The sequence below is a fragment of the Sulfitobacter sp. LC.270.F.C4 genome (genome assembly GCF_032922545.1).
Taxonomy (GTDB): Bacteria; Pseudomonadota; Alphaproteobacteria; order Rhodobacterales; family Rhodobacteraceae; genus Sulfitobacter; species Sulfitobacter profundi.
This window is the reverse complement of record NZ_CP136692.1, coordinates 3,120,261-3,144,746: the sequence shown is the minus strand read 5'-3', so window position 1 is coordinate 3,144,746 and position 24,486 is coordinate 3,120,261. Positions and strand designations below refer to the sequence as shown.

General features: G+C 59.6%; 21 protein-coding genes and 1 pseudogene. 9 read left to right on the top strand and 13 right to left on the bottom strand.

Annotated features, from left to right (window positions below):
- Positions 1-189 precede the first annotated feature (189 nt).
- From R1T45_RS19240 to R1T45_RS19230, 3 genes are read left to right on the top strand one after another with little or no spacing between them, the layout of a single operon-like run.
- Positions 190-1,053, top strand: coding sequence for a hypothetical protein (locus R1T45_RS19240; protein ID WP_317389945.1), 864 nt, complete (start codon positions 190-192; stop codon positions 1,051-1,053).
- Entirely contained in the window at positions 1,050-3,413 is a 2,364-nt protein-coding gene (locus tag R1T45_RS19235) for a Mu transposase C-terminal domain-containing protein (RefSeq protein WP_317389944.1), read from the top strand. Before R1T45_RS19240 ends, R1T45_RS19235 begins: the two co-directional genes overlap by 4 nt.
- The gene (locus tag R1T45_RS19230; RefSeq protein WP_317389943.1) at positions 3,410-4,372 is read left to right on the top strand and encodes an ATP-binding protein; all 963 of its coding nucleotides are present in this window, start codon (positions 3,410-3,412) and stop codon (positions 4,370-4,372) included. The genes R1T45_RS19235 and R1T45_RS19230 overlap by 4 nt, the downstream gene beginning before the upstream one ends.
- Before the next feature lie 1,035 nt (positions 4,373-5,407).
- On the opposite strand, the gene R1T45_RS19225 is transcribed toward R1T45_RS19230, so the two are convergent.
- The 7 genes from R1T45_RS19225 to R1T45_RS19195 all read right to left on the bottom strand — a co-directional run bounded on the left by R1T45_RS19225 (position 5,408) and on the right by R1T45_RS19195 (position 10,147).
- Entirely contained in the window at positions 5,408-5,752 is a 345-nt protein-coding gene (locus tag R1T45_RS19225) for a hypothetical protein (protein WP_317389942.1), read from the bottom strand.
- A gap of 294 nt (positions 5,753-6,046) precedes the next feature.
- The gene (locus R1T45_RS19220) at positions 6,047-7,393 is read right to left on the bottom strand and encodes an NAD(P)/FAD-dependent oxidoreductase (RefSeq protein ID WP_317389941.1); all 1,347 of its coding nucleotides are present in this window, start codon (positions 7,391-7,393) and stop codon (positions 6,047-6,049) included.
- Positions 7,394-7,441: 48 nt separating this feature from the next.
- Positions 7,442-7,798, bottom strand: coding sequence for a hypothetical protein (locus R1T45_RS19215; RefSeq protein ID WP_317389940.1), 357 nt, complete (start codon positions 7,796-7,798; stop codon positions 7,442-7,444).
- 3 nt (positions 7,799-7,801) lie between these two features.
- Positions 7,802-9,211 (bottom strand): mercury(II) reductase, encoded by a 1,410-nt coding sequence (merA, locus tag R1T45_RS19210; protein WP_317389939.1) that lies wholly within the window; start codon positions 9,209-9,211, stop codon positions 7,802-7,804.
- Positions 9,212-9,223: 12 nt separating this feature from the next.
- Positions 9,224-9,454, bottom strand: coding sequence for a mercury resistance system transport protein MerF (gene merF, locus R1T45_RS19205; RefSeq protein ID WP_317389938.1), 231 nt, complete (start codon positions 9,452-9,454; stop codon positions 9,224-9,226).
- The gene (locus R1T45_RS19200; protein ID WP_317389937.1) at positions 9,451-9,747 is read right to left on the bottom strand and encodes a hypothetical protein; all 297 of its coding nucleotides are present in this window, start codon (positions 9,745-9,747) and stop codon (positions 9,451-9,453) included. The genes merF and R1T45_RS19200 overlap by 4 nt, the downstream gene beginning before the upstream one ends.
- Positions 9,748-9,760: 13 nt before the next feature.
- On the bottom strand, positions 9,761-10,147 hold the full coding sequence (locus R1T45_RS19195; RefSeq protein ID WP_317391133.1) for a mercuric transporter MerT family protein: 387 nt from the start codon (positions 10,145-10,147) through the stop codon (positions 9,761-9,763).
- 83 nt (positions 10,148-10,230) lie between these two features.
- Here R1T45_RS19195 and R1T45_RS19190 point away from each other — a divergent pair, with 83 nt between their 5' ends.
- Positions 10,231-10,686 (top strand): helix-turn-helix domain-containing protein, encoded by a 456-nt coding sequence (locus R1T45_RS19190; protein ID WP_317389936.1) that lies wholly within the window; start codon positions 10,231-10,233, stop codon positions 10,684-10,686.
- 920 nt (positions 10,687-11,606) lie between these two features.
- On the opposite strand, the gene R1T45_RS19185 is transcribed toward R1T45_RS19190, so the two are convergent.
- The 6 genes and pseudogenes from R1T45_RS19185 to R1T45_RS19160 all read right to left on the bottom strand — a co-directional run bounded on the left by R1T45_RS19185 (position 11,607) and on the right by R1T45_RS19160 (position 17,473).
- Positions 11,607-12,191 (bottom strand): gamma-glutamylcyclotransferase family protein, encoded by a 585-nt coding sequence (locus R1T45_RS19185; protein WP_317389935.1) that lies wholly within the window; start codon positions 12,189-12,191, stop codon positions 11,607-11,609.
- On the bottom strand, positions 12,188-13,453 hold the full coding sequence (locus R1T45_RS19180; RefSeq protein WP_317389934.1) for an MFS transporter: 1,266 nt from the start codon (positions 13,451-13,453) through the stop codon (positions 12,188-12,190). The genes R1T45_RS19185 and R1T45_RS19180 overlap by 4 nt, the downstream gene beginning before the upstream one ends.
- Positions 13,446-14,564: a lysylphosphatidylglycerol synthase transmembrane domain-containing protein gene (locus tag R1T45_RS19175; RefSeq protein ID WP_165935565.1), complete on the bottom strand. Its 1,119-nt coding sequence runs from the start codon at positions 14,562-14,564 to the stop codon at positions 13,446-13,448. Before R1T45_RS19175 ends, R1T45_RS19180 begins: the two co-directional genes overlap by 8 nt.
- Positions 14,565-14,767: 203 nt before the next feature.
- Positions 14,768-15,750, bottom strand: a pseudogene (locus tag R1T45_RS21040) (IS1595 family transposase).
- Between the two features lie 193 nt (positions 15,751-15,943).
- Positions 15,944-16,348: a GFA family protein gene (locus R1T45_RS21035; protein ID WP_411041349.1), complete on the bottom strand. Its 405-nt coding sequence runs from the start codon at positions 16,346-16,348 to the stop codon at positions 15,944-15,946.
- Positions 16,349-16,585: 237 nt separating this feature from the next.
- A complete protein-coding gene (locus R1T45_RS19160) occupies positions 16,586-17,473 on the bottom strand; it encodes a LysR substrate-binding domain-containing protein (protein WP_165935566.1) in 888 nt (295 codons plus the stop codon).
- Between the two features lie 197 nt (positions 17,474-17,670).
- On the opposite strand from R1T45_RS19160, the gene R1T45_RS19155 reads away from it, so the two are divergent.
- The 5 genes from R1T45_RS19155 (at position 17,671) to R1T45_RS19135 (ending at position 24,486) form a co-directional block, all read left to right on the top strand.
- On the top strand, positions 17,671-19,200 hold the full coding sequence (locus tag R1T45_RS19155; protein ID WP_317389933.1) for an ABC transporter substrate-binding protein: 1,530 nt from the start codon (positions 17,671-17,673) through the stop codon (positions 19,198-19,200).
- A 133-nt stretch (positions 19,201-19,333) separates the two neighbouring features.
- The gene (locus R1T45_RS19150) at positions 19,334-20,251 is read left to right on the top strand and encodes an ABC transporter permease (RefSeq protein WP_317389932.1); all 918 of its coding nucleotides are present in this window, start codon (positions 19,334-19,336) and stop codon (positions 20,249-20,251) included.
- 1 nt (position 20,252) lies between these two features.
- Entirely contained in the window at positions 20,253-21,167 is a 915-nt protein-coding gene (locus R1T45_RS19145; RefSeq protein ID WP_317389931.1) for an ABC transporter permease, read from the top strand.
- Positions 21,167-22,885: an ABC transporter ATP-binding protein gene (locus tag R1T45_RS19140; RefSeq protein WP_348429706.1), complete on the top strand. Its 1,719-nt coding sequence runs from the start codon at positions 21,167-21,169 to the stop codon at positions 22,883-22,885. Before R1T45_RS19145 ends, R1T45_RS19140 begins: the two co-directional genes overlap by 1 nt.
- Positions 22,882-24,486, top strand: coding sequence for a choline dehydrogenase (locus tag R1T45_RS19135; protein WP_317389930.1), 1,605 nt, complete (start codon positions 22,882-22,884; stop codon positions 24,484-24,486). Before R1T45_RS19140 ends, R1T45_RS19135 begins: the two co-directional genes overlap by 4 nt.

Here is a 24,486-nt window from a genome sequence, read left to right as displayed (position 1 = left end):
AGAGATGAATAAGAGGAACGAGTAGAGATGAAATCCGGAATCCCCTGATTGATGCCCGGAGGACTGGGGCGCTCAAGTGAGCGCCCCGGTTAGCCCAGGAAACGATCAAACTTCAGCCAACGAGAGCACATGCCACTCGGCCGCCCTGCGGTTCGAGGCCAGCTAAACTGTGCCATCAAGCGAGACCAAATGACGATTACACATGAACATCGCGATACTCAGGAAATCGCAACACACACCACAATCGCGGCGCATGACCGCGCAGCTTCAAGCAACGGTGACGCAGTTAAGCAGCTGAATTTTTCTGATGCCGAGGGGATTGAAGGCCTCATTACCTTTGAAGGCCAAGTACACGTTGATGGGTATAGCGGCCTGGAGGATCTGCTTCCGTTCGATGGGAAAAGGGGCGTAGTCCACCGCAGTGCCTGGGCGAAGACCGGGCTGCTCGTCGGGTGGACAGCAGAAGATGGTCACCGTCCTCGCGTGATCGGTCATGAATCCGGTCTCGAACGGTCGGTGTCGCTTGATGCGTTGCTCCATCCCAACACCTACGGTTTGAAATGCCAGCCGAGGAAAGTTGAATTCTCGGAGCCCGTCGGAAAAGTAAAAAGCAATACGCTTGATTTTTTAGTAACACTGCGCAACGGGCGCCAAATCTACCTTTACGTGAAAAACGAAGACAATCTCAGCCGCCCCCGGCATGCGCTGATCTGCCAACAGGTTCGATTGGCTTTGCCGGAAGGTGTTGGGTTCGCAGCAATTTCCGAGGTTTGTTTCCCGGCCTGGCGGCGCGGCAACCTCGAACGGATGTTTCTGGCGAAACGGTTCACTGATCCAGAGGCTGATGCCCGATTGGTTGCCGTACTGAACGACAACATTAACACGCCCGCGTTCACCGTCGAAGAACTGGTGTTCCGTTGCGAAATGGGGCCCCGGAATGTGGATAAGGGTCGAGCGTTCGACGCGGTGCTGCGGTTCGTTGCGGACCGCCGGTTGATGCAGAAGCACCCGAGCATGATCGACTACCCCACCGTCATGGAGCGTGCCGCATGACCATACACGTTCAGCATTTCTCGCTCCCGACAGGCGCTTTGATCGAATACGAGGGCCAGTCGGTCGTGGTCGCCGGTCTGGCAAAGGACGGGATAATTGTGCGGGACCGGTATGTCGGTGACTCAGAGGAGGCGCGCTATTTTGTCATACAGGACAGCAAGGTACGTGAGCTCTTGTCTCGTCTGGATGTCACCATCGACACAGATTTCTCAAGCGACACAGTTGATCGAGAAACCAATACAAACGTTGCTGATGATGGGTGGCTTCACGCCAAATATACGGAACATCGGCTCGCGCAACAGCGCGAGGCGTGGTGTCTGGCAGCCCAGTCCATCCTCAAGGGCGGGTCGTACACGCCGACGTCAATAATTAAGAACTATGACAAGATTCGGGAGCGGGCGTTTGATCGTCAGCGCCTTTTGGCCTTGGGTTCCGACAAGGACGGTGAATTCCCGGCAAAAACCTGGGGGGCAAAGAGCGTCAGCAACTATTGCAAGCTGTACTTTGGCATGGAGAAGCCTCACCCGAAGGTATTCTTGCCGAAAAAGTTGAAAGGGAACACGCTTCCGCGTCTGACGCTGGCAGAAGATGTTCTGCTTGATAAATGCTGCCAGAAATACCTGAGCAAGGCACAGCCATCAAAGACGTCCATCGTCAAGCTTGTGACCATCGTTTTCGCAAAGGAGAATTGTGAGTTGCTTGAGCAAGGCCGCGGCACGCAGCTCACGGTTCCGCACCCAAATACAGTCTATCGACGGCTGAATAAGTTCAATGCTTTGCAGCTGGTACTTGGTCGGGAAGGCGTTCGCGCAGCGCAGAAGGAGTTCTCACCGACCCAGCACGGCGTCCGGGCTCTCAAAATTGGAGAAATGGTCGAGCTGGATTTTTGGACTGGCGACGTAATGACCTTCGCCAAAAAATCCGCCTTTTGGGATCTGCTAACCCCGGATCTACAGAAGGACCTTGCGAACGCCAACATGGCGAAGAAGGCAAAGGGGAAAGGTAGGCCGAGAACACGGCAAAGGCTTTTCATCTGCGCGGCCATCGACGTGGCGACCCGCGGCGTTCTGGGCGTCGGCGTATCTGAAAAACCGAACGCTAGGACGGTGATCGAAGTGCTTGATATGATCGGGCGTGATAAATCAGACATTAGCTGTTTGGCAGGCTGCCGCATGCCTTGGCACCAGCACTCCGGTATCGGGACAATTATCGTTGATACAGGGCCTGAGTTTTTCAACGAGGAGGTTCAGGCCGCCGTCGTCGCTTTGGGCGCATCCATTGTTTACGGACGTGCGGGTGTACCGACCGACAAGCCTTTCGTCGAGCGCTTGTTCGGTGGGTTCCGCACGCGTTTCGCAAACTCTTTGCCGGGCAAAACCGGTTACTCTGTTGACTGTCTTGTTGATTATGACAGCGAAAAGATGGCTGCCTTCAACGCAGATGAGCTGCGCCATTTGATCATCAGGTTCATCGTCGATGAATATCATCTTGAGCCCCATTCGGGATTGATGAACAAACGCCCGGTTGATGCGTGGAAACACCATGAACGTTACGGCATCGTGCATCCTGCGCCTCCTCGCATTCGGCGCAATGCAACTGGCGTGCGGATGCAGCGGATGCTGTCCAAGGAGGGGCTACGTATCTGTGGTATCCCCTTTGGTGATCAAGAAGCACTTTCAGCTGTTCTCAAGCGGAAGAAGCGCAAGGTCGAAGTGCGCATAGATCCGAACGACTTGCGGGAAGTTACTGCGATCGTCGATGGCAAGCCCGTGCATCTGACGAACCAGCGTCAGGATCTTGCCAAATTCACACTTCGGACCTGGATGGCGGCAATCAAGGAAATGACCCGTACCCGGCCTCAGGACCGCGTTTTCTACGAGCACGTTCTGCTCGAGCATACAAAGTGGTTCCAAGGCAAAATCGCATCGGCTGTCGAGAAACATGGTTTACCGTCTACCGAAATTGATGCGGACACTTTGTCTTGGTTTGAAAATAGCTTCTGTTTCAAGCTCCAGATTGACGCGGACCCTGAAGCCGTCTTTTCAGCTGATCTGGAAACATTGTTGGCCGATGGTGAAGGCAACGGCATTCACACGGCTGAGGATATTGCTGCTGAGAAAGCGGCCTATTTTGCTAAGCGCTCCAACTCGACTACAACTTCAAACCTTGAACCGGGCAGCATGAACCTATTCGCAGCTGAAGGTGGACAGGAGGCTCAGGAGCTCCCGCCGACTGCTGCTGCAGGTGACCCTCCAACCTCGTGGTCTGATTCGCCAACCAATGTATCTTCGGTAACCGACCAGTCATCAACTAGCTCTCGTTTCTCTGGCGCACCGAAAGGCAAAGGAACTCTTACATGACCGACCTTCTTATTCCGCGCCACCTTTCGATGGTTCAGCGGCGCGCGAAACTAAAAGCTCTGTTTTTTCAGATGTCGCGCGCGAACACTCTCGATGAAAAGCTGCGTGCCGTGATCCATGACTTCGACGCCGGTGTCCTCTCTGGCGAGCATTGGGAAGGCAACGGTTTGGTGGTGGTGGTCGGAGAAAGTAACTCCGGAAAGACGCGCGAAATTAATCGCGCGTTGAAGCGCTTCGCCGAACACACGACGAAGCTGGAATGCGGAAGGGACGTGAAGTTTCTGCAGATCGCACTTGATGGCGAGACTACATGGAAGGCGCTGGGGCTTTCCGTGGTACGCGAAGTTGGATACGAGATGACAGCCCGGAAGACCGAACACGAGATCTGGTCGCAAGTCCGCCGCCAGCTTGAACGGACGGGCACTTGGCTCATCCATATTGATGAATGTCAGCACATGTTCGAGACGCTTGGTGAGAAGGAGGCCCGCAAGGTTATTAACTCGATCAAGACCTTCATGAAGCATCGGCACTGGCCGGTCGTGGTCGTGCTCAGTGGTATCAACGACCTGCTCGACAAGGTGAACCTCGATCCTCAGTTCCGAAACCTGATGACTGCGTTCCACATGGGGACGATCAACCCGATGTTGGACACCGATCTCGACGAGGTGGACACTGCGTTTGTTGGCTATGCTGCCGCGGTTGGCATCGTCATTGACCAGGTTCGAAGCGAAGACATCTATCGCAGGCTCTGCTACGGCCACGGAAACCTGTTCGGTCGCGTTTTCAAGTTCATGGTCGACTTGTTCGCGAATTTGTCACCGGACTGCAATGAATTGACGCTCGAGATGCTAGCCAATCGATACGGCGCACGTACCGGGTGCATGCCAGGTCACAATCCATTCCTGCGGGAAGATTACCGTGCATGTGATGTCGATCATCTCTTGGCAGGCGTAGACTGACCTGCCTTTATTACCGTCTCGACAGCTCATTAAGGCCCCGGCTTGCAATAGCCGGGGCCTTTTTGTATTTCAGGACTTAGGAAAATCTTTTTCCTGCGTTTTTCGCATTCCAGACCACGGCCCCAAGAAAAGGTATGGTGGAATCCGGAAAGCCTATGCTGGTACCCAAGAAATGAAAATCCAATGATTTCAATGGGCCGAATTGGCGATTTGGAAAGTGGATGGTGTAACTGACAGTTGAGTTAGTGTGTCGCCAAGCAAAGTTTGCACTTTTTGGGCAATTTCGCGCACATTTTACAAGATATCGGCGCACATTGGCGATCTTGGAGTAAACCGGGAGAGCTGGCACCGCATCACCTTGCAGATGTAGGCCGGGGCCATGATCAGAACAAGTCACCTCTTCCGAGCCCGAATAACACGAAAAAGGGCCGCGGATTATCCGAGGCCCTTTCCGGTTTCGGTGCCAGCTTTAGCAGGCCCATGGGCCATCTCGAAAAAACGGCGTCTAAGTCTCGCAGTCAGGTGATGACGACGCCGATGGTTCCGCAGCGGCAACCACATGACGAGTTGCGAGCACCGCCCGCGCCGTGAGCAGATCGATGGAGCGCCACGCCCGGCAGCGGAACTCGTCGAGGCATTGAAGCAGGATTTCGACCCGTCGTCCGGATTCGGTCCCGTCTATGGTATAGGATCACCTTCCTCCGTATGGCACAGCATGGGGCCCTTCCCAACCCTCGAACCAAGGATCGAAGTCGCGACGATCTCTCTCTGGCCTCCTGCAAGCCAGATGGTGTCAGGAGCTTCTCCCGAGGCACATTGCATGCGCGATCTAAGGCGAAGCGCATCGAGAGGGGCAGATCATCGCGGACATCGAAAACCGCGTCTCGAAGCCGACGCTGCCATCCAATCGGGTCTGCCCCTTGGTTCCCCATCTCCGTTACGTTTGCCGTGGAAATGAGCTGCATATTGCTTGTCTTGTCTGGTGCCGACAACAAGCCGACACATCAATCTGGCGCGTGCATGCGCCAGATTGGCTCAGGCGGCCATGTCCGCCGATTGCGCTCGGGCTTGCCGCAAGCCGTCGAGGAGCAGGCAGATTTCCTCGACGACAGGAGCGCAGGGATCGATGCGTGCGAAGTGCTCCGCTTCTACGCTGTCGATATCCTGAACGTTCTCCAGGCTAAGCAGGTCTTCCAAAGCATTAAGCTCTCGTTCCATCCGGCTGGTGAGCGGTGATGCAAGGCTCACATCGTCGATGAGACGATGGACGCGCGCTTCGGCGACTGGTCCGCCCAAGAGCGAAGCCGACGAGCAAATTGCCGCAGCGTTGGTGACGATGAAGGCGGTGTGGGGAGGCGTGAAACAGAAGTCACGGGGCATAGGAAGTCTCCTTGCGGGTGCCGACCCAGCACGGTCGGCGTCAAGTTCCCCACGCCTCAAATCGGCGCTATAAAAAGAAGATTGGCCATTTTTCCGAGAGCGAAATATTTGGCTCTATTTTTTCACTTATAGCCGAAGAGGGGTTTCCGCCCGCTATCCCATGCGACCCGAGCTATGATTTATATAACGCCTCATCAATGCGTGCACGTGAACCAAAAGTTTCCTCTCAGCAATGAACGCTTCCGGCCCTCAGCTGCTGTTGAAATACTCCGCAGCGGAGGACCGCTGTTCGTTTCAAAACATTGAGCCGATGTCCGATGCCCCCGTCGGATAGGCGGCGGGCATCGACTTCACCTGGGCTGCCGTCAGCCCCAGCTTGATTGCCAGGGAGAAGACATTGATCAATTCGGCGTAGTCCGGGCCGAACATATGCGCGCCAAGGATCTTGCCGTCCTCGCCGGTAATGAGCTTCGCGCCCGCGTGACTTTCGCCCAACCGCTTCTGCGAGAACCAGCCCGAGGTGTTTGTGAAGCTGATGTCGACTTCGCCCTTTTCTCGTGCCTCGGCCTCGACGAGGCCGACCCGCGCCAGCTCGGGGATCGTGAACACGACGCTTGGCACGCCGGTGTAGTCGGGCTCGGTGCGCTTGTCTTTCAGCATGTTGGATGCTGCGATCTTGCCTTCGAACACCGCCACGGGGGTCAGCGGCTTACCCGGCGAGGCGGCGGCGTCGCCCGCTGCGAAGATGCGCGGGTTCGACGACGATTGCAGCCAGGGAGTGACCTTCACGCCGCCATGCTCGGTTTCGATGCCCGCAGCGGCGAGGTCAAGATGATCGATGGCAGGCACCCTTCCGGCGCCGTGAACGACGAGGTCGGCCTCAATGGCGTCAATGTCGTTCCCCTTTCGGTAGCTGACGCGGTGGGCTGCTTCCACATCCTCGACCCGCTCGATCGCGGCCTCAGGGATGATCTCGATCCCCGCGGCTCGGCTGCGCTCGAGCAGCATGTCGACCAAGTCCGGGTCGAACATCTTCAGCTGCCGCGCGCCACGGTCGAGGATTGTCACCTCCGCCCCCGCCCGCGCCGCGATATGGGCGAACTCGAAGGAGATGTAGCCGCCGCCGACGAAGACGATCCGGCGGGGCATCTCCGCGAGGTTCAGGAAGTCCGTGCTGTCGATCAGCTTCTCGGCGCCGGGAAACTCCAGCAGGCGTGGCTTCGCTCCCGTGGCAATAAGTGCATGGCGAAAGGCGATCTCGCCATGACCTTCGATCTCGATCCGGTCTTCAGCGGTGAACCGGGCGCGGCCATGCAGCGTTTGCACCCCGGCTACTTTGAGCCCGCTTTCCATGCTCTCCGGCACCGGGTCGGTGAAGCTCTCCTTGTGTTTCATCAGGGCAGGCCAGTCGATCCGGGTCACGCCCGTGATGCCCTTGCCCTCAAGACGCCGAGCGGCCTCGACCGCCTCGGCACCAGCACGCAGCATCTTCTTCGGATCGCAACCCCTGAGCGCGCAGGTGCCGCCGTAAGGTAGTTCATCGACAATGGCGACCGACCAGCCGGCCTTGCTGCATTTCTTCGCAGCGTTGATCCCGGCCATGCCGGCGCCGATGACGATCAGGTCGAGTGTTTCGGTCATACATGCTCCTCGTTTCTCACGTGTTGGGCTGGGGGGACTCTGGGCTTTTCAGCGGTATCTGCCCATGAAGCGCTCGCTCAGCTCCCAGATCGCCGCGGTGCCTCCGCCGACCGCGAGGCCGAGCCATCCCTCGTCGCCCAGCGGCATCAGCCCGGTGCCGTAGCCAAGCACTGGCAACGTCATTGCCAGCAGATAGGGCCCGGTGTAGCGGCAATGGACACGCCCGCAGCGTCGGGCGTTGAGCAAGCAAGCCCCGCCCATCCAGACCAGCGCCAATAGCCAGATCACCGTCTTGGGGCTATCGGACAACGGGATCGCCAGGAGCATAGCCCCGATGGGCAGCCACCAGGCGATGACCGAGCCGGTGGCGGAGCCGAGGAAATCTTGCGAAGACTTGTCACTCATGAGTCACCCTGCGCAGCAGCTAAGCGCGGCCACGTCCTTCTCGAAGGTCTGCGCAGCCAGCTTCAACCCCTCGACTGTGGTGAGATAAGGCATGATGGTGTCGCCCAATTCCTCATAGGTGAGCCTCGCCTTCAGCGCCATCGCTGCCGTCTGGATGCTGTCGGCCCCCTCGGGAGCGAGGATCTGCGCGCCCAGCAGCCGCTTGCTGCCCGCCTCCGCCACCAGTTTGATCAGCCCACGCACGTCACGGGCGGCAAGCGCACGGGGCACGGCGTCCAGCGGCAGGACCGAGGTAATCACCTCGTGCCCGGCAGCCCGCGCCTGCGCCTCGCTCAGCCCCACGCCCGCCACCTGTGGGTCAGAGAAGACTACCCAGGGCATCGTGGCGTTGTCATAGCTGCGCGCCTCGCCTGCCACCGCGTCCCGGGCCGCGAGCTTGGCGCCGTAGGCCGCCATATAGACGAACTGGTCGCGCTCGGTGACGTCGCCTGCGGCCCAGACCTTCGGATTGGCGGTGCGCATCTGCTCGTCCACGACGATCCCGCCATGCGCATCGGTTTCGATCCCGGCGGCGCCGAGGTTCAGACCATCGCTGTTCGGCACCCGTCCGGTGGCCAGCAGCAGCCGCTCGGCGTCGAAGGTTTTTCCGTCCGTGGCGGTCAGGCGCATGGTATTACCGGCGCGGGTCACGCTCTCATAGCCCATGACCCGCGCCAGTCGAATGGCTTCTTCGGCGAGGTAGCCCTCCAGCGCCTCGGAGATCTCTGGCTCGGCCTCCGGCAGCACGCCACGACGGCTGACCAGTGTCACCGCGACACCGGCGCGGGCGAAGAGTTGTGCCAACTCCACGCCGATGTAGCCAGCGCCAAGAACCAGCATGGAGGTGGGCAGCGTGGTCATCTCCAAGGCCGAGGTGCTGTCGAGCGCATCCACCCTTTCGATGCCGGGGATCGTCGGCACATGCGGGCGGGCGCCGGTCGCGATGATAATCTTCGCCGCCGGAAAGACCGCGCCGTCCACCGTCAAACGCCCCTCGTCGTCGAAGCGGGCGTGGCCCTCAATGTATTTAACACTCTCGTGCCGGGGCAACACGTCGGCGTATTTCGCTTGACGTAGCTCTTCCACCAGCGCCTGTTTCTGCGCCACTGTCGCGGCCCAATCGGTCACGCGGGCCTCGGCCTCGATGCCGTCGAAGCGGCTCTCGGCGCGGGCATGGTGCAGGCTCTCCACCGCACGGATCAGCGCCTTTGACGGCACGCAGCCCACGTTGACGCAGGTGCCGCCGATGGTCCCGTCGCCGATGAGTGCAACCCGCGCTCCGGCTTCGGCGGCGGTTATCGCGGCCGAGAACCCGGCCGAGCCGGCGCCGATCACGGCGAGGTCATAGGCACCGCCTTTACAGTAATCTTTCATATCAGTTTCACTTCAGTTGATGCGCCCGCGCCGCCAGAGCGCGTAGAGGGTTATCCCGATGAACACCGCAAGGGCCGGCAGCAGCACGAGGTCAAGCCATCCCAGCATCGCCGACAGCCCGACCACGCCCAACAGGATGACGAGGACCGGGGTGAAGCAGCACAGCGCCACGAGGACGGTGCCGATCAGCCCGTATTTCAGAAGGCGGTCGTTATTGCCCGAGGATGTCTCGGGCTCGGTCACGATCCGCTCCCGGCGGCGAGAGACGCGCCATAACCGACGCCAGTCACAACCGAGACCAGAGTTTCGGGATCAGTGACAGCGTCATCATAGCGGAGCAGGTAAGTGCCATCTTCGGCCTGACCCTGGGCGAATTCCGCGATCTCGACGCTCTCCACCTTTTTCAAAGCGGTGGCGACGATGTAGCTGCATGAGGGGCAGGTCAGGCCTGTGACATGCAGCCGGGTCTCGGCCTCGCCCGCCAACGACATTGCGGGAGCGAGCATAAGCGTCGCGGCAAGAAGGGTTCGTTTCATCGAAGTCTCCGTTTCAAAAGGACAGAATGCGCGGGGCGACATAAGGAAATGCCAGGGCGATCAGCACGATGGCGAGTGCGCTCCAGAGCAGCGTCCGCATCACGCCGCGATCCACTGGTCGTGCGCAGGCGCCGGTGCCGCAGGAATCGGCGGGCACCGGGCGATAGGCCTTCCAGAAGCCATAGCCGAGCGCCAACGCCGCGAGGGAAAAGGTCACCCATTTATAGGCGTAAAGCGCAGTAAGTTGGCCGATGAAGACGCCAGTGACGCCGAGGCTCACCAGCACAAGCGGCAGGATGCAACAGGAGGTCATTGCCAAAGCGCCGAGCACACCTGCGCCCGTAGCGGCCCAGCCCGACTTGTCCGGGTGGTCTCCTGCCTGTCGCTCGGTCTCTATCATTTCGCTCACCGTGTCACCTTGGTTGTCTCTCGATGACAGGTAAGATAGGGTCTGTAGTAACTACAGGATCAAGAGGTTTTCTTATGCCCGACGATCACGCCATCGCGAGCGACCTGAAGCGGTCGGATCTCGCGCGCCTGACCGGGTGCAATCTCGAGACGATCCGCTACTACGAAAACGTGGGCCTGATGCCCGATCCGCCCCGCACGGCGTCGGGCCATCGCCGCTACGGCGCGGCGCACGTGGAACGGCTGAACTTCGTCATGCGCGCCCGGGATCTTGGCTTCACCTTGGAAGAGATCCGCGGTCTGCTGTCCCTCGTCGATCGCGGAAGCCACACCTGCGCCGAAGTCGAGCGGATGGGGCGCCACCATCTTGACGTGGTCCGCGCCAAAATTCGCGACCTTCAGGCGATCGAAACCGTTCTCGCCGGAATCATTTCATGCTGCACAGGCGCCGACACCCCTGACTGCCCATTGCTTGACGTGCTCAATGAGGGGTCGACCAAGCCAGAATGGGTATTGAGCGCGTCCGAATAGCTGCCGTTCACGCGAGGTGCGGCAATAGCCCGTTTCCCCCCCAATTTGTATCGGCGGAAAACAAACGGTCCTTTCTGGAACTTCGTAGCAGAAGCAGCCAAGGTCAGCAGTGCGCTATGAGCGTCGGTAGACAGTGTGTGGGGGCTCGCGGGATGAGATCGCTCTGCTTGTGCCAAGTTGCCCAGCTTCGGCGCTCCTTTATCGGACATGTATTAGGCCATGAACGTGGCCACGCCGCCTTCTAACAGACCAGGCGCCTCGGTCTACTGATCGAGGACACATTGCCGAGAGGGAAGAAAGTGATCGCCGCGCTCATATGGCCCTCGTGAAATATATCCTGCAATACCACACGATGTGGGAATGGGGGGAGGGAAACACAAGGGAGTGTGTGTGGTTTCTTCTGTTCGAGCATGCATCGATCCGGGAGGTCTGTTGGCGGCTGCCAATCTCGAGCTTCAAATGACTGCGGCACATGTCGCTCGCCCGAGAGCTGATGGCTCCACAATGCGAGCACCTCGTGCAGCGCATCTCTTCTCCCCATCCAAATCAGTGACTACATGATTGGCCGATTCCCAGTAGACCGTGAGTGAGCGGGATGCTGCGACGGCGATATTAGCGCCTCCGATGCAATCTTCGGGAAAGGCTGCCCAGACATCAAGCAGATAGAAGTGATTGTTGTTCAAGTTGCCTTCTGTAAGGACAGAAAAGCCGACCAGTCGCTTACCCTGCTGGCTCGCATGCGTCGGTATCGTGAGAGGGGCGGGGCTTTCTTCTCCTGACGGAAGTTTCCTTGGGGTTTCCGGCCTTTCGATTACATCGAAGTCCTCTCCATCGGTCAGGATGACTGTGGGAGGCAGCGTCTTAGCTCCTTCGGCTTGGAGCACAACCCAAGTCTACAATCATCCTTGTTCCGATTCCGACTAACGCATGACCTCGGCGTGCCGGACGGCGTTCAGCTTCTCGATCCAGGGTTCAGGCAAACCGTGCTGGACGGCCCCCTCGCGGATCAAAGTGATATAGCGCAGCGACGGATTGCCGTCCTCGGGCAACCCGTCGGCGATCAGGCTGAAGGTGCGGAGCCTGTTGCCCTCACGATCCTCGACATCGAGCCAGACAGGATAGTATCGCCAGCCCGGCACGCCTTCGGTCGAGTGCAGCCAGACCATGTCGCGGCGGGTCATGCGGTAGAGCACGCCCCAGACCTCCGTCTCCGGGTCCGGCGCGATATTGGCCGGGGCGGACAATCCCTTGGGCCGCCCGTGCAGGTTGAAGCGCAGCCGATAGCCCGGCAGGCGGCCGACGCGCCATTCCAGGGGCGTCATCTTCCGCCGGTCCAGAAAAACGCTGTCGTTCATGTTGGCGCCGAAGGCGAAATACCAGACCTCGTCGTCTGGATGACCATCAAGCTGCAAGCCCCAGCCGCGATACCAGAGCCGCGCCAGCGGCCAGCTCCGCAGAATAATCGGCAGCCACAGGCGCTTGAGGAAACGGCGGAAGGCGATCATCGGGTTCCATTCGGCGCAAGTTTAGATATGCGCAGAAGCAGCACCAGTTGCAGCAGCGCGGCGAGGATGGCGGCGACGAACACCGCCTGGATCGAGACCAGCGAGACGAGCCCTGCGCCAAAGAGCGGCAGCAGCGCCGCGGGCGAGGCCATGGCGTTGAAATAGGCGGAATAGGCGGGGCGGCGATCGTCGGGAGAGATCTCCATCAAATAGCCGAGATAGCCGATGGTCACGCCGTTCATCATCGCGCCGATCACCACGAACAACGCCATGTAGCCGACAACGCCCGCCCCCAGCCCGAGCAGGACAAGGACGATCAGTGGCGGCAGCAATCTGATGGCCGCGACGGTTTGCAGCATTCGAAGTTTGCCCGCGCTGTCGCCGAGCTTGCCCCAGACCGGGTTCGAGGCAAGAGCGCCGGCGGTCTGCGCGCCAAGCAGCAGTCCCACATCCGCCGGTGTGACGCCGCTTTTGTCCGCCGCGACGACGTAGAAGGGCAGCGCCATCAGCGTCGCGCCCCCCAGCCATTGCGAATAAAGAAAAAGGCGGAAGCGGCCATCGCTGCTCAGAACATGCCAGCCGCCCCTGAGAAACGAGCGCACGTCCCCGGGTGTCTCTTGCCCGTCCTGGCGCGGCGGCATGGGCGGCTCTCCGGCCGAGACGAAGAGCGTCGATGACAGGATCAGGAGCATCGCCGCGAGCCCAAAGATCAAAGCATAGGCCTGAAGGTTCGGGAGGATGTCGAGGCTGAGGCTGACGAAGGCCGCGACGCCAAGAGCGAAGATCCCGCCGCCGAAGAACCGCCAGGCCAGCATCCGGCTGCGCGCCTCGGAGCGGATCGAACGCCCGACGATATCATTGTAGGGCACGGCAACGACGCCGCTCACGAAGGCGTAGACCGTCCAGAGCGCCAGGAACGCCACCCCCAGAAGGGCCGGGGACAGGCCGCCACCGAACCAAAGCAAAAGCGCGATCAACCCGGCCATGAGCGCCCGGCCATAGGCGCCGAAGACGTAGAACGGCATCCGCCGCTCGGCCCGCTCGGCAAGAAAGCCCACGACGAGCTGCGGCAGAAGCCAGCCCAGGCGCAGCACGGCGCTGGCGAAGCCCACGGCAAAGGCGCTGCCGGTCAGCTGGAAAACAAGGCTCGCCACGATGGTCGCGGAATCGATCGCCGAGGCGCCGGCCTGAAACGCGGCGCCGGCGCCGGCGATGCGCCAGAAGCGGCCACGCTCGCCGGGATGGGGGGCGGCTTCAGACACGGATATCGGCGGCCTCCGCCTCAATGCGCGCGCGGCGGATGTCGATGCCCGATTGCCAAAGCACGATGAGCCCGACTCCCACGACGAGGATAATCGACATCATCCAGTTGAACAGGATCATCAGCAAGGCCTGTTCCTCTGGCACGCCGAGGAGATCGAAGGCCAGCGCCGAGCCGATGACGAAGCCGCCGGGCACCCGCACGAAACGCGAGAGCACCAGCGAGAAGCCGGCGAAGACCATCAGGAAGAGATAGTCGAACGGCGCCAGAACCACGCCCACAGCCAGCCCCGCCCAGAGGTAATGTGTGGCCGAGACCAGCTTGGCCGCCACCGCGCCGATCAGAACGTTCAGCCGATGCCAACGGCTTTGCGGCCACACCACGCCGTCGCAAAGCGATCCGCGCAGGGCGGCGCCGTTCGCGCGGAACCACTTCGCCACCCAGTCGAAGAGCCGGCAGATCAGCGGCCCCTCGCGCGCGAAGAGCGCGCGGAACCGGAACATCGCCCAGAGGAGAGTGCCGAAAAGTGCGAAGTTCAACGCGCCGGCGACGGCGAGGCCGAGCTCGAGGTTGCCCGCGATCTGCGGCATCTTTCCCGCCATCGCCACCAGCCCGGCGAAAAGCGCGAAGACGACACCGTCGATGAACCGCGCGAGGACCGTGGTGGTCAGCACCGTGCCCATCTTCAGGTCCTCCATCCGCGCGATCAGCCAGGAGCGCACCAGCGGGCTGATCCCGAGCGGCACCAGCACATTGGCGCCGTAACCCGCGAGCAGCGCGCTGGTCAGCCGCAGTGTCCGCACCGGCTTGACGTCATGCAAGATCTGCCGCCACTTCCAGCCGTTGACGAGTTGCTCGAGCAGGATCGTCAGCCCCAGCATCGCGATCCAGCCGGCATGGGCCGCGCCGAGCCCTTCCACAAAGCGACCGAAGTCGAGGTCGCGATAGAGCCAGAAGATCAACGCCAATGCGACGACGCCGCCGACGAACGGAGGCAGCCATCGCGAGACAAGACGGCGCGTCCCGCCTTTAGACCGGGTGCTCGGCTCCATAAGGCGGGATTTGCGACCGGACCAGCCCGGCAGGTCATGATGTTCTATCTTTTCCGGCAAGTCAGCCCCCTGAAAAGGGACAGAATATCTTCTGTAGTATGCCGTCAAGGTGCTCAACGGGGCGCTCGCGATAAAGTTAACGTGTCGACTGAAGAAAAGAAGGTCTCTCGCAAATGTTGTTAAAAGGCTCGACGCCGACACCGCGCTTCGATTCTCTGACACGCTTATCGGGATATCTCGACCAACAGTGCATAGGGCAGCCATCACTGCCAGCATGGCCCGTATTCCTTCGAGCGCCGGAGTTGCTTATCGGCAGTTCCCCGAAGCAAGACGCGGATCTGGTCGAACGCCGGGATCGGCTCCCAGATCGTCGTAGATTTCTACCGCCCTGCACCGGCTTTCGTGGTCCATTGCTTGACCACTTCCCGGACGGGGTCGCGATGGTTTCACCGCCAGACGATCTCGTCGAGGTATCGCTGGAGGTGCTGTCGCCCCATGTTGTGGTAGATGCCGAACAGAGCACGCTGCATCTGGGAGATCTCCGCGTCGACCGTGTTCGCGTGGGTGCCGGTTTCCGGGTTGGCATATTCTTTCTGGCTGTGGATCACATACTGGTGGTCGGCCATGGTTTTTCCCAGGCCCCGGTAGCTCTTGCTTCCATCGGCCATTAGCCTCGTTGTCCCCGGGGCAAACCATTCCAAGAGAACCGGCTCGAGCGTTGCCCTTTTGTCATCAGAAACGGCCTTGACGCGCGCTTGCCCGTCCCGAGAGGCTGCTACGAAAATCATCGGCTTACCGGTGCCCTTGCCGCGTGGATAGTAGGCCCCTGAAAGGGATTTCGGGGCTCCCCCGACATATGCCTCGTCCACCTCGACGATGTCCTTTAATGGCAGTAGCTCGGCGTTGCACTCGTCCATCATTTCCCTGATGTCGTGTCCCCATCTTCCAGGCGGTCTTCTGGTTCACCCCGAGCAGCCGTGCCATCACGACCGAGGAGATGCCCTTTCTCGATGTTAGCATAAGGAACATCGAGCAGATACAGATATGCAGATCGAGCTCAATGCCGTGCATCGGGGTGAGCGTGGTGACCGTAACTGGAGCCAGCAGTCTCGGCACTGGAAGAGCCCGGTCGGCAGGTCCGGCCGCTTAGCGCCGAGTTGCCTATCGACCCACAATGCGGACAGTGCCTGCCAGTCGACCATATGATACCTTCCAGGAAGTTTCGCGCGTGCATCTCGCTCGGCATCCGCTTCCAGGTTTCTGGAATAAATTTCAGTTCGGTGATCAACAGGACTCTCCGCTCGTTCCGCCTGTCGTGCAATATTGGCCCGGTGCGTGTTCGGCGAAGAATAAACGTGAAAAATCGCGCAAAATGCGGCGGAATGGCGGAAAAGATCAGCTAAGTTTTCCATATAGGTGCGCAGGTAGATCAAGCCCTATCATCGACCATTCGACCATTCGACCATTCGACCATTCGACCATTCGACCTTTGACTGACACCAGCTCTCGTGTGTTGGTAGAACATAGGATTGATCGTCAATCACACCAGCTTTCACAAAAACGGTTTGGGGAAGGTGTTTAGATGTTCCGAATAGTGGAGCACCGCATCCGAGGCAAAAGTTACGGGTTAACTCTCTTCCCGCGTCCGAAACCTTAGTGAACGAACTAATTCTACCGGACATGACTTGAAAGCCGCTTGCTTCGAAAGGGACGGCGACACTGAATGCAGCGCCAGTGGATTTACGACAATCCGTGCAGTGGCAATAGCTGCCCGTTCCCAATGGACGGCCACATATCAGTCGTGCCTCGCCACAGAGGCAGGTAGCCGTAATTTCATCTGCCATATTACCCTCAAGCCTTCAGGACTTTACCAATATCTCACAGGCCTTCCTCTGTGACTATGGGCTCCAAGCGGACCTTTGCCGCGCTCACCACGAAGGGCCGCTAAGGACCGGAAACGGGCGATAGGCGTTAACGATGCTGCGGCAACGGATTATCTTCTATTGCGGGTAATCTGGCGGGCAGGATCGAGGTGGCGCGAAAGGCGGGCTTAGACCTATAAAGGCGGTAATCGCGCCCGCTCAGCGGGCACTTTCCATCAGTATCTCCACGAACGCTTGCGCGGGCGGCGCCAGCACCTGCGACTCGGGTAGCACCAGCTTCAATTCACAGGGTATACTGGGGCTGAAGGGACGTATTTCGATCTCAAGGTTCGAATAGGCGTCTGCTGTCAGAATGTCCATGATCGACACGCCCATCCCGCTCGCGACCAAGCTGCAGATTGGGCCTGTGTAGGTGGAGTCCAGAATGACGTTTGGCGTGACATTTGCCTCGTTGAACGCTTTCAGCAGTCGCTTTCGCATTAGGCTGCTCTCCGAAATCAGTAGCAGAGGGGTCTCTTTGAGATCCTGCGGCGCAACGGAGTTCAATTTGGCCAGAGCGTGGTCCTTTGGCATTACACAGACAAGGTTGGTCTCGGGCATCGTCTTGATGGCCACACCGTGGACATTAAGCGGCAAAAGCGCCAACCCGATGTCGCATCTGCCTTTTTCCACATGTTCGACGACCTCAGGCGATGGCCCGCTAACCAAGCTGATCACCACATCTGGCCAGCGCGCGTGAAAAGTCTTGATGACCTCGGGGAGAAAAAAATACGAATGCCCGACGGTAGAGGCGAGGCGCAGTCTCTTTTTGCGGTGAGCGCCGAGTTCAGTGGCGAACTTGACCATCTGTTCCAGTTCTCCATAACAGCGTTCGACTTCCGCATGGAGAGCAATAGCATCCTTGGTCGGGTCGATGCGGCCGGCATGACGGGCAAACAGCTGTAGACCATACTCTTCTTCAAGGTCGCGGATCAGGCGGCTGATGGCGGGCTGGGTGACGCCAAGCACTTCGCCCGCTTGCGTCATATTTCCAGTTTCAATCACTGCGCGAAACGCTTCGATCTGCCGAATGTTGAAACGTAGCATGAAATCCGACCCCATCAGGTTTTGTTATGATGTGATGCTAATTTAGAATTTGCTTTATGCCCAGCCCTAAGCAAAGTTTCTATCAGATCGACCGGTCAGATAAATATCAGGCGGTCGCACAGGCACAAATCGGGAGCTGCAGGGAGGCAGCTTTCGGTAGGAATGAGTGCCAATATATCTCTGGGAGGAGACCGCTGATGAGACCGATGTACCTTGCGCTTTCTGCGAGCCTTTTGGCCAGCACCGCCATGCCGGCGATGGCCGGTAAGGCGGATGACACATTGAATTGGGCCACCGACAAGGAAGTCGCCGTTGTCGACCCCTATTTCAGCGTGACCCGTGAACTCGTCATCATGGGGCATATGGGGTGGGACGGCCTTGTCCTTTTCAACAATGAGACCGGCGAGTTTGACCCGCTGTTGGCCACCTCGTGGGAGTGGAAAAGCAACACTGAGGTCGAGTTCGATCTGCGTGAGGGCGTCGTCTTCCACGATGGCAGTACCTTTGATGCGGATGACGTTGTCTATACGATCAATTTTTTGGCGGACGAAGCCAATGGCGTTCCTGCACAGTCTGTCGTCAACTGGATGAAAGGCGCGACCAAGATCGATCAGTACAAGGTTCGTCTGGAATTGGTTCAGCCTTTCCCGAACGCCTTTGCCTATCTGGCGAATGAAATCTCGATCATGCCCGAAGGCTACTACGAAAATTCAACAATCGGTGCAGATGGCACTCGGGATCTGTCGAAGGTGACGCCAATCGGGACGGGCCCCTATACGGTCAGTGATGTGAGAACAGGTAAATACGTCAACTGGGGGAAGAATGACCAGTATTTTGCCGACGGGCCGAAAGGCACTCCTCAAATTGGCAACATCAACTTCCGGACAATTGGCGAGTCGAACACGCAACTGGCCGAACTAATGACAGGCGGGCTCGATTGGGCATGGGACGTGCCGAAAGAGCAGGCTCTGCGCCTTGAGGAAAGCGGACAGGTGCAGGTGGTCAACGAAAAGACGCTGCGGATTTCTTATCTCGCCTTTGACGTCGATGGCAGTTCTGGTCAGGACTACTTTACAGATCAAAAGGTCCGCGCCGCTTTTGCCCATGCCATCAACCGCGAAGCCATTGCAAAAGAACTGGTCGGCCCGGCCTCTGTCGCCATCCATTCCGCCTGCCACCCTGAGCAGTTTGCCTGTTCTCAGGATGTGCCGCACTATGACTATAACCCGGAAAAGGCCAAAGAGCTGTTGGCTGAGGCGGGATACCCGGACGGTTTCAAGTTCGACCTTTATGGCTATCGGGAGCGCGAGTTCACCGAAGCGGTGATCGGCGACCTTGCGGCGGTTGGCATTCAGGCCAATCTGAACTGGCTGCAGTACAGCTCGCTGCTTGAAAAAGTTCAGAACGGCGAGACCCCGGTGAACCACATGACTTGGGGTTCAAGTTCGATCCCTGATGTCGCGGCGATCACCAGCCATTTCTTCTCGGGCAGCAGCGATGATCCGGCCAAGGATCCGCGTACTGCCGAAGCGCTGGCGCGCGGTGATACCTCGGTCGATCCCGAAGTGCGCAAAGAGGCCTATCAAGAGGCGCTGAATATCATCGCCGAAGAAGTCTATTGGCTGCCGATGTTCACCTACGCCAAATACTACGTGTTCTCCAATGATCTCAACTTCACGCCCACCGCGGATGAGATCCCCCGTCTCTATGAGGCGAGCTGGAAGTAACACGCCGCTTGAGGGCGGAGCCGTATGGGCTTCGCCCCATTAAGGCGCCCCCAAACCTGCGGGTACCCAGAACCTGGGTATCCGCAGACGGGGCAAACCCAATATCCACAGCATTAACAATCGAGGTTGACCGGTGCTTGCATTCCTTCTCAGGCGAATATCGACGGCTCTACTCGTCGCTTTGACCGTGTCGTCGCTCACCTTTTCGCTCAATTTCCTTTCGGGGGATCCGGCCATTGCCCTTGCGGGCGAAAGCGCCACCCAAGAGGACCTACAGACCATTCGCGAGGCTTATGGCTACGACAAACCTATCCCGGTCCAGTACTTCAACTGGCTGACCGGGGCGTTGCAGGGGGACTTGGGCCAGTCGCATTACCTCAACCAGCCGGTTGCAGATGAGATCTTCCAACGCCTGCCCACCACCATGACACTTGGGCTGAGCGCACTTGTCTTTGCGCTGGTCCTCTCGATCCCCTTGGGGGTGTTGGCCGCGATCCGACCCAACAGTCTGTTTGACCGATTTGCCCTGACCGTGGCCGTGGTGGGGCAGGCGATGCCCAGCTTCTGGTTCGCGCTGACGATGATGCTGTGGTTTGCCATCAACTGGCGCATCCTGCCGGTCTCTGGCAGCGATACCTGGCTGCATTTCGTCATGCCCTCCATTGCCCTTGGCTACTACATCACACCGGGCGTCATGCGCCTGACCCGAGCAGGAATGCTGGAAGTCCTGCGTTCCGACTACATTCGGACTGCCCGCGCCAAGGGGGTCAGTCGCTTCTCGCTGATGTTCAAACATGCGCTGCGCAACGCAATCATCCCGGTGGTATCACTGGCGGCCGTGCAATTCGGCTTCATGCTGGGCGGGTCCATCGTGATCGAGACGATCTTTGCGATCAACGGCCTTGGCTTCTTGGCTTGGGAGTCGATCCAACGGGCGGACCTGCCGATGATGCAGGCCATCGTGCTGGTTCTCAGCTTTTTTTACATCGCACTCACCTTCCTCGCCGACGTTCTGAACGCTTGGCTGGACCCGCGGATTAGGATCGGATGATATGAGCACGCTGCAAAACAACGCCCCCACGATGCCCAGCGAGGCGATCGTTCGCTCCCCACGGCAAATGATGTTCCAACACGCGAAGACCCATCGTGGCCTAATGCTCGGCGGGTTTGTCATCGCGGTTATTGTTCTGGTGGCCCTTCTTGCCCCGCTGATTGCACCGCATGATCCCTATGCGCAGATGCTGTCGCGCAAGCTGATCCCGCCGGTCTGGTTTGACAGCCCGAAAACAACTTGGGACCATATCCTTGGCACAGACCATCTGGGCCGCGACTACCTTTCCCGTCTGATGTATGGCGCGCGGATCTCGCTGATGATCGGCTTCTCCGCCATGCTGATTTCGGGTGTGATCGGCACCATCCTGGGCATCTGTGCCGGTTATTTCGGCGGCCGGGTGGATATGGTGATCAACTTCATCATCACCACGCGCCTGTCGATGCCAGTGGTGCTGGTGGCTCTGGCTGTCATCAGCATTGTCGGGTCTTCGCTGACGGTGGTGATCTGGGTGATTGGCCTTTTGATCTGGGACCGTTTCGCGGTGGTGGTGCGCAGTGCGACCCAGCAGGTGCGGGGGCTGGATTTCGTGGCCTCGGCGCAGGCTTTGGGAAGTTCCACACCGCGTATCCTTTTCAGTGATGTCCTGCCCAATATCTCTAACCATATCATCGTGATCGCCACCCTTGAGATGGCCCACGCCATCCTGCTCGAAGCGGCGCTGTCCTTCCTCGGGTTGGGGGTGCAGCCGCCCACACCAAGTTGGGGGCTGATGATCTCGGACGCCAAGGGGCTGATGTTCTTTGACGGGTGGCTGATCGCCGTGCCGGGGACTGCGCTCTTTATGTTGGTGCTGGCCATCAACCTGCTCGGCGATGGGCTGCGCGACGTGACCGCCCCGGAGGACCGCAGCTGATGGGCAATCTGATGAAACACTCTGGCAAGATCGGTGAGCACATGACCAATTCGACCAAGCCAATTCTTTCGATCCGCAACCTCACGGTGGCCTTGCCGGTTCAGGTGGAACGCGCCAACGCGGTCGAGAACCTGACCTTTGACGTCCGGCCCAAGGAAATCCTCTGCGTTGTGGGTGAATCCGGCTCCGGCAAGTCGATCACGTCGCTGGCCACGATGGGGCTCTTGGCCTCCAGCCTGAAGGTGACCGGGGGGGAGATCGAGTTTGACGGACGCGATGTTCTGAAACTCAGCGAAAGCGAGCATAACAAGCTTCGCGGCGACCGTATGGCGATGATCTTTCAGGAGCCGATGACCGCCCTCAACCCGGCCTATACCGTCGGCAACCAGATCGAAGAGGTCTTGCGCGTCCACCGGTCCTTTGATGCGGCAGAGCGGCGTGAGCGCACGTTGAAGCTGCTGGATGAGGTGCGGCTTCCGGACCCCGAGCGGCTGTTCAACTCATACCCACACCAGCTCTCAGGTGGCCAGCGGCAGCGGATCATGATCGCCATGGCGCTGGCGCTCGACCCCAAACTCCTGATCGCGGACGAGCCGACCACCGCGCTGGATGTCACGACGCAAAAGCAAATCCTGCATCTGCTGAAACAGCTCAACGCCAAACACGACGCCGGCATCATGTTCATCACCCATGACTTCGGCGTGGTGGCCGAGATCGCCGACCGTGTGGTCGTCATGCGCCACGGCCAGATCGTAGAGCAGGGCACCGCCGACGAGGTGCTCAACAATCCGCAACATCCCTACACCCGTGCGTTGATCGACGCGGTGCCGCGCCGTGCCGAAGACCGGGAGATGACGATCTCGGAAAACCCTGTTGTCGTTGACGTGCAGGGGCTGATGAAGACCTTTCACACCTCGGGCGGCATGTTCAAGAAAAGCCGGACCGTCGCCGCCGTGAACGATATTTCCTTTCAGGTGCGCCGGGGCGAGACACTGGGCATTGTGGGCGAATCCGGTTCGGGCAAGACCACGCTGGTGCGCTGTCTGATGCGTCTCATTGACCCCGACAGCGGGGCAATCAACATCTCGGGTGTGGACTTTGCCAGCAAGACCGCTGCCGAGTTGCGCCGCCACCGCAAGGACATTCAAATCGTCTTTCAGGACCCCTATGGCTCGCTCAATCCGCGCCGCACCATCGGCAGCCAGTTGATCCAAGGCGCGATCAATTTCGGAATGCCGCGCGAAGAAGCGTGGAAGCGAGTTTATGAACTGCTCGAAATCGTGCAGATGCCAAAATATTCCGTTCACCGCTATCCCAGCCAGTTCTCAGGCGGGCAGCGCCAGCGCCTGTGCATCGCACGCGCACTTGTGGTTAATCCAAAGGTGCTGATTGCGGATGAAGCGGTGTCGGCGCTGGATGTGTCGATCCAGCGCGAGGTGCTCAAGCTGATCAACGATATCCGCGACCGGCTTGGCCTTACCGTCATCTTCATCACCCATGATCTGCGGGTCGCGGCGCAGATCTGCAACGAAGTGCTGGTGATGAAACACGGCGAAGTGGTGGAGCGGGGCGGCGTTGGCCGCATCTTCACGGCTCCGCAACATGAATACACCAAGGCACTGATCGCCGCGCAGCCGGGGCAGGGATGGGAGATCCCGGACATGGCCGAATTCGCGCCCCAGACGCTGTCGGCTGGACATAAGGTGGTCAAGATATGAGCGACGCGGCTTATGACTTCATCATCGTCGGCGCGGGCTCGACCGGCTGCGTGCTGGCGAACCGGCTCTCGGCCAAACCGGGCTTGCGTGTTCTGCTACTCGAAGCCGGTCCGCGCGATTCAAATCCCTGGATCCACATTCCCATCGGCTACTACCGCACGATGGATGACACGCGCATCAACTGGCAGTACCAGACCGAAGACGTGCCGCAATCTGCCGGTCGGCGCTTTGACTGGCCGCGGGGCAAGGTGCTGGGCGGCTGCAGTTCGATCAACGGGCTGGTCTATGCCCGGGGGCAGGCGGCGGATTTTGATCATTGGCGGCAGCTTGGCAATCCGGGTTGGAGCTATGCAGATGTGTTGCCTTACTTCCGCCGGGCCGAGGGTGCGTCGATCGACGATATCGACGAGGAATTCCATGGTCGCGACGGCCCGCTCGGTGTCAGCCGCGCAAGTGCGAACCCGCTGTGCGACGCCTATATCGCCGCGGCGGATGAGGCGGGCATTCCACCAAATCCCGATTACAATGGTCGTGAGCAGGAAGGTGCCGGATACTTTCAGGTCACCACCCGTAACGGCTGGCGCAGCAGTGCAGCGACAGCCTATCTGAAACCCGCCCGCAAACGGCCCAATCTACATGTGCAGACCGACACGCTTGTACGCCGTCTGATCCTCGAAGGCACCCGCGTGGTTGGGGTCGAGGTCGAACAGGGCGGCAAGGTCGAAACCCTGCGCGCCGGGCGCGAAGTGCTGCTGGCGGCGGGGGCGATAAACTCGCCGCAGATCTTACAGGTTTCGGGCATCGGTGACGCCGAGATGCTGCGCAGGGCTGGCGTTGATGTGGAGCATGATCTGCCAGAGGTCGGTGAGAACCTTCAAGACCACTACACCTGCCGCAGCACCTACCGCTGCGCGCAGCCTGTCACCGTCAATGACGAGGTCCGCAGCTGGCCGCGCAAGGTCGGGGTCGCGCTGCAATGGCTAAAGGACCGCAGCGGCCCGATGTCGCTCAGCGCGGGGCAGGTCGGCGTCTTTGCCAAGACCCGCCCGGAATGCGCCACCCCGGATGTGCAATTCCACTTCTTGCGCTACAGCGCGCAGAAACGCGGCCGCACGCTGGACCCGTTTTCAGGCTTCACCGTGACCATGTGCCAGCTGCGCCCGGAAAGCCGTGGCCATGTGCGGATCACAGGCCCGGATCACCGGGCGAAACCGACGATCCAGCCAAATTACCTCGATACAACCACCGACCGCGACACCATGGTCGCTGGTATGAAACTGGTCCGCAAAGTCGCGGCGCAACCGTCGCTGGCCAATTACATCAGCGAAGAAATGTTGCCCGGTCAGGAGGTGACCAGCGATGACGCCCTGCTGGACTACGTTCGCGCCAATGGCTCGTCGATCTTTCACCCCAGTTCCACCTGCCGCATGGGGGTGGACACGGGCGCCGTGGTCGACCCGCGGCTCAGGGTGCATGGTCTGACCGGCCTACGGGTGGCGGACGCTTCGATTATGCCGACGTTGGTTTCGGCCAACACCAATGCCGCCTGCATCATGATTGGTGAAAAAGCCGCTGACATGATCCTCGAGGACATCGCCTGA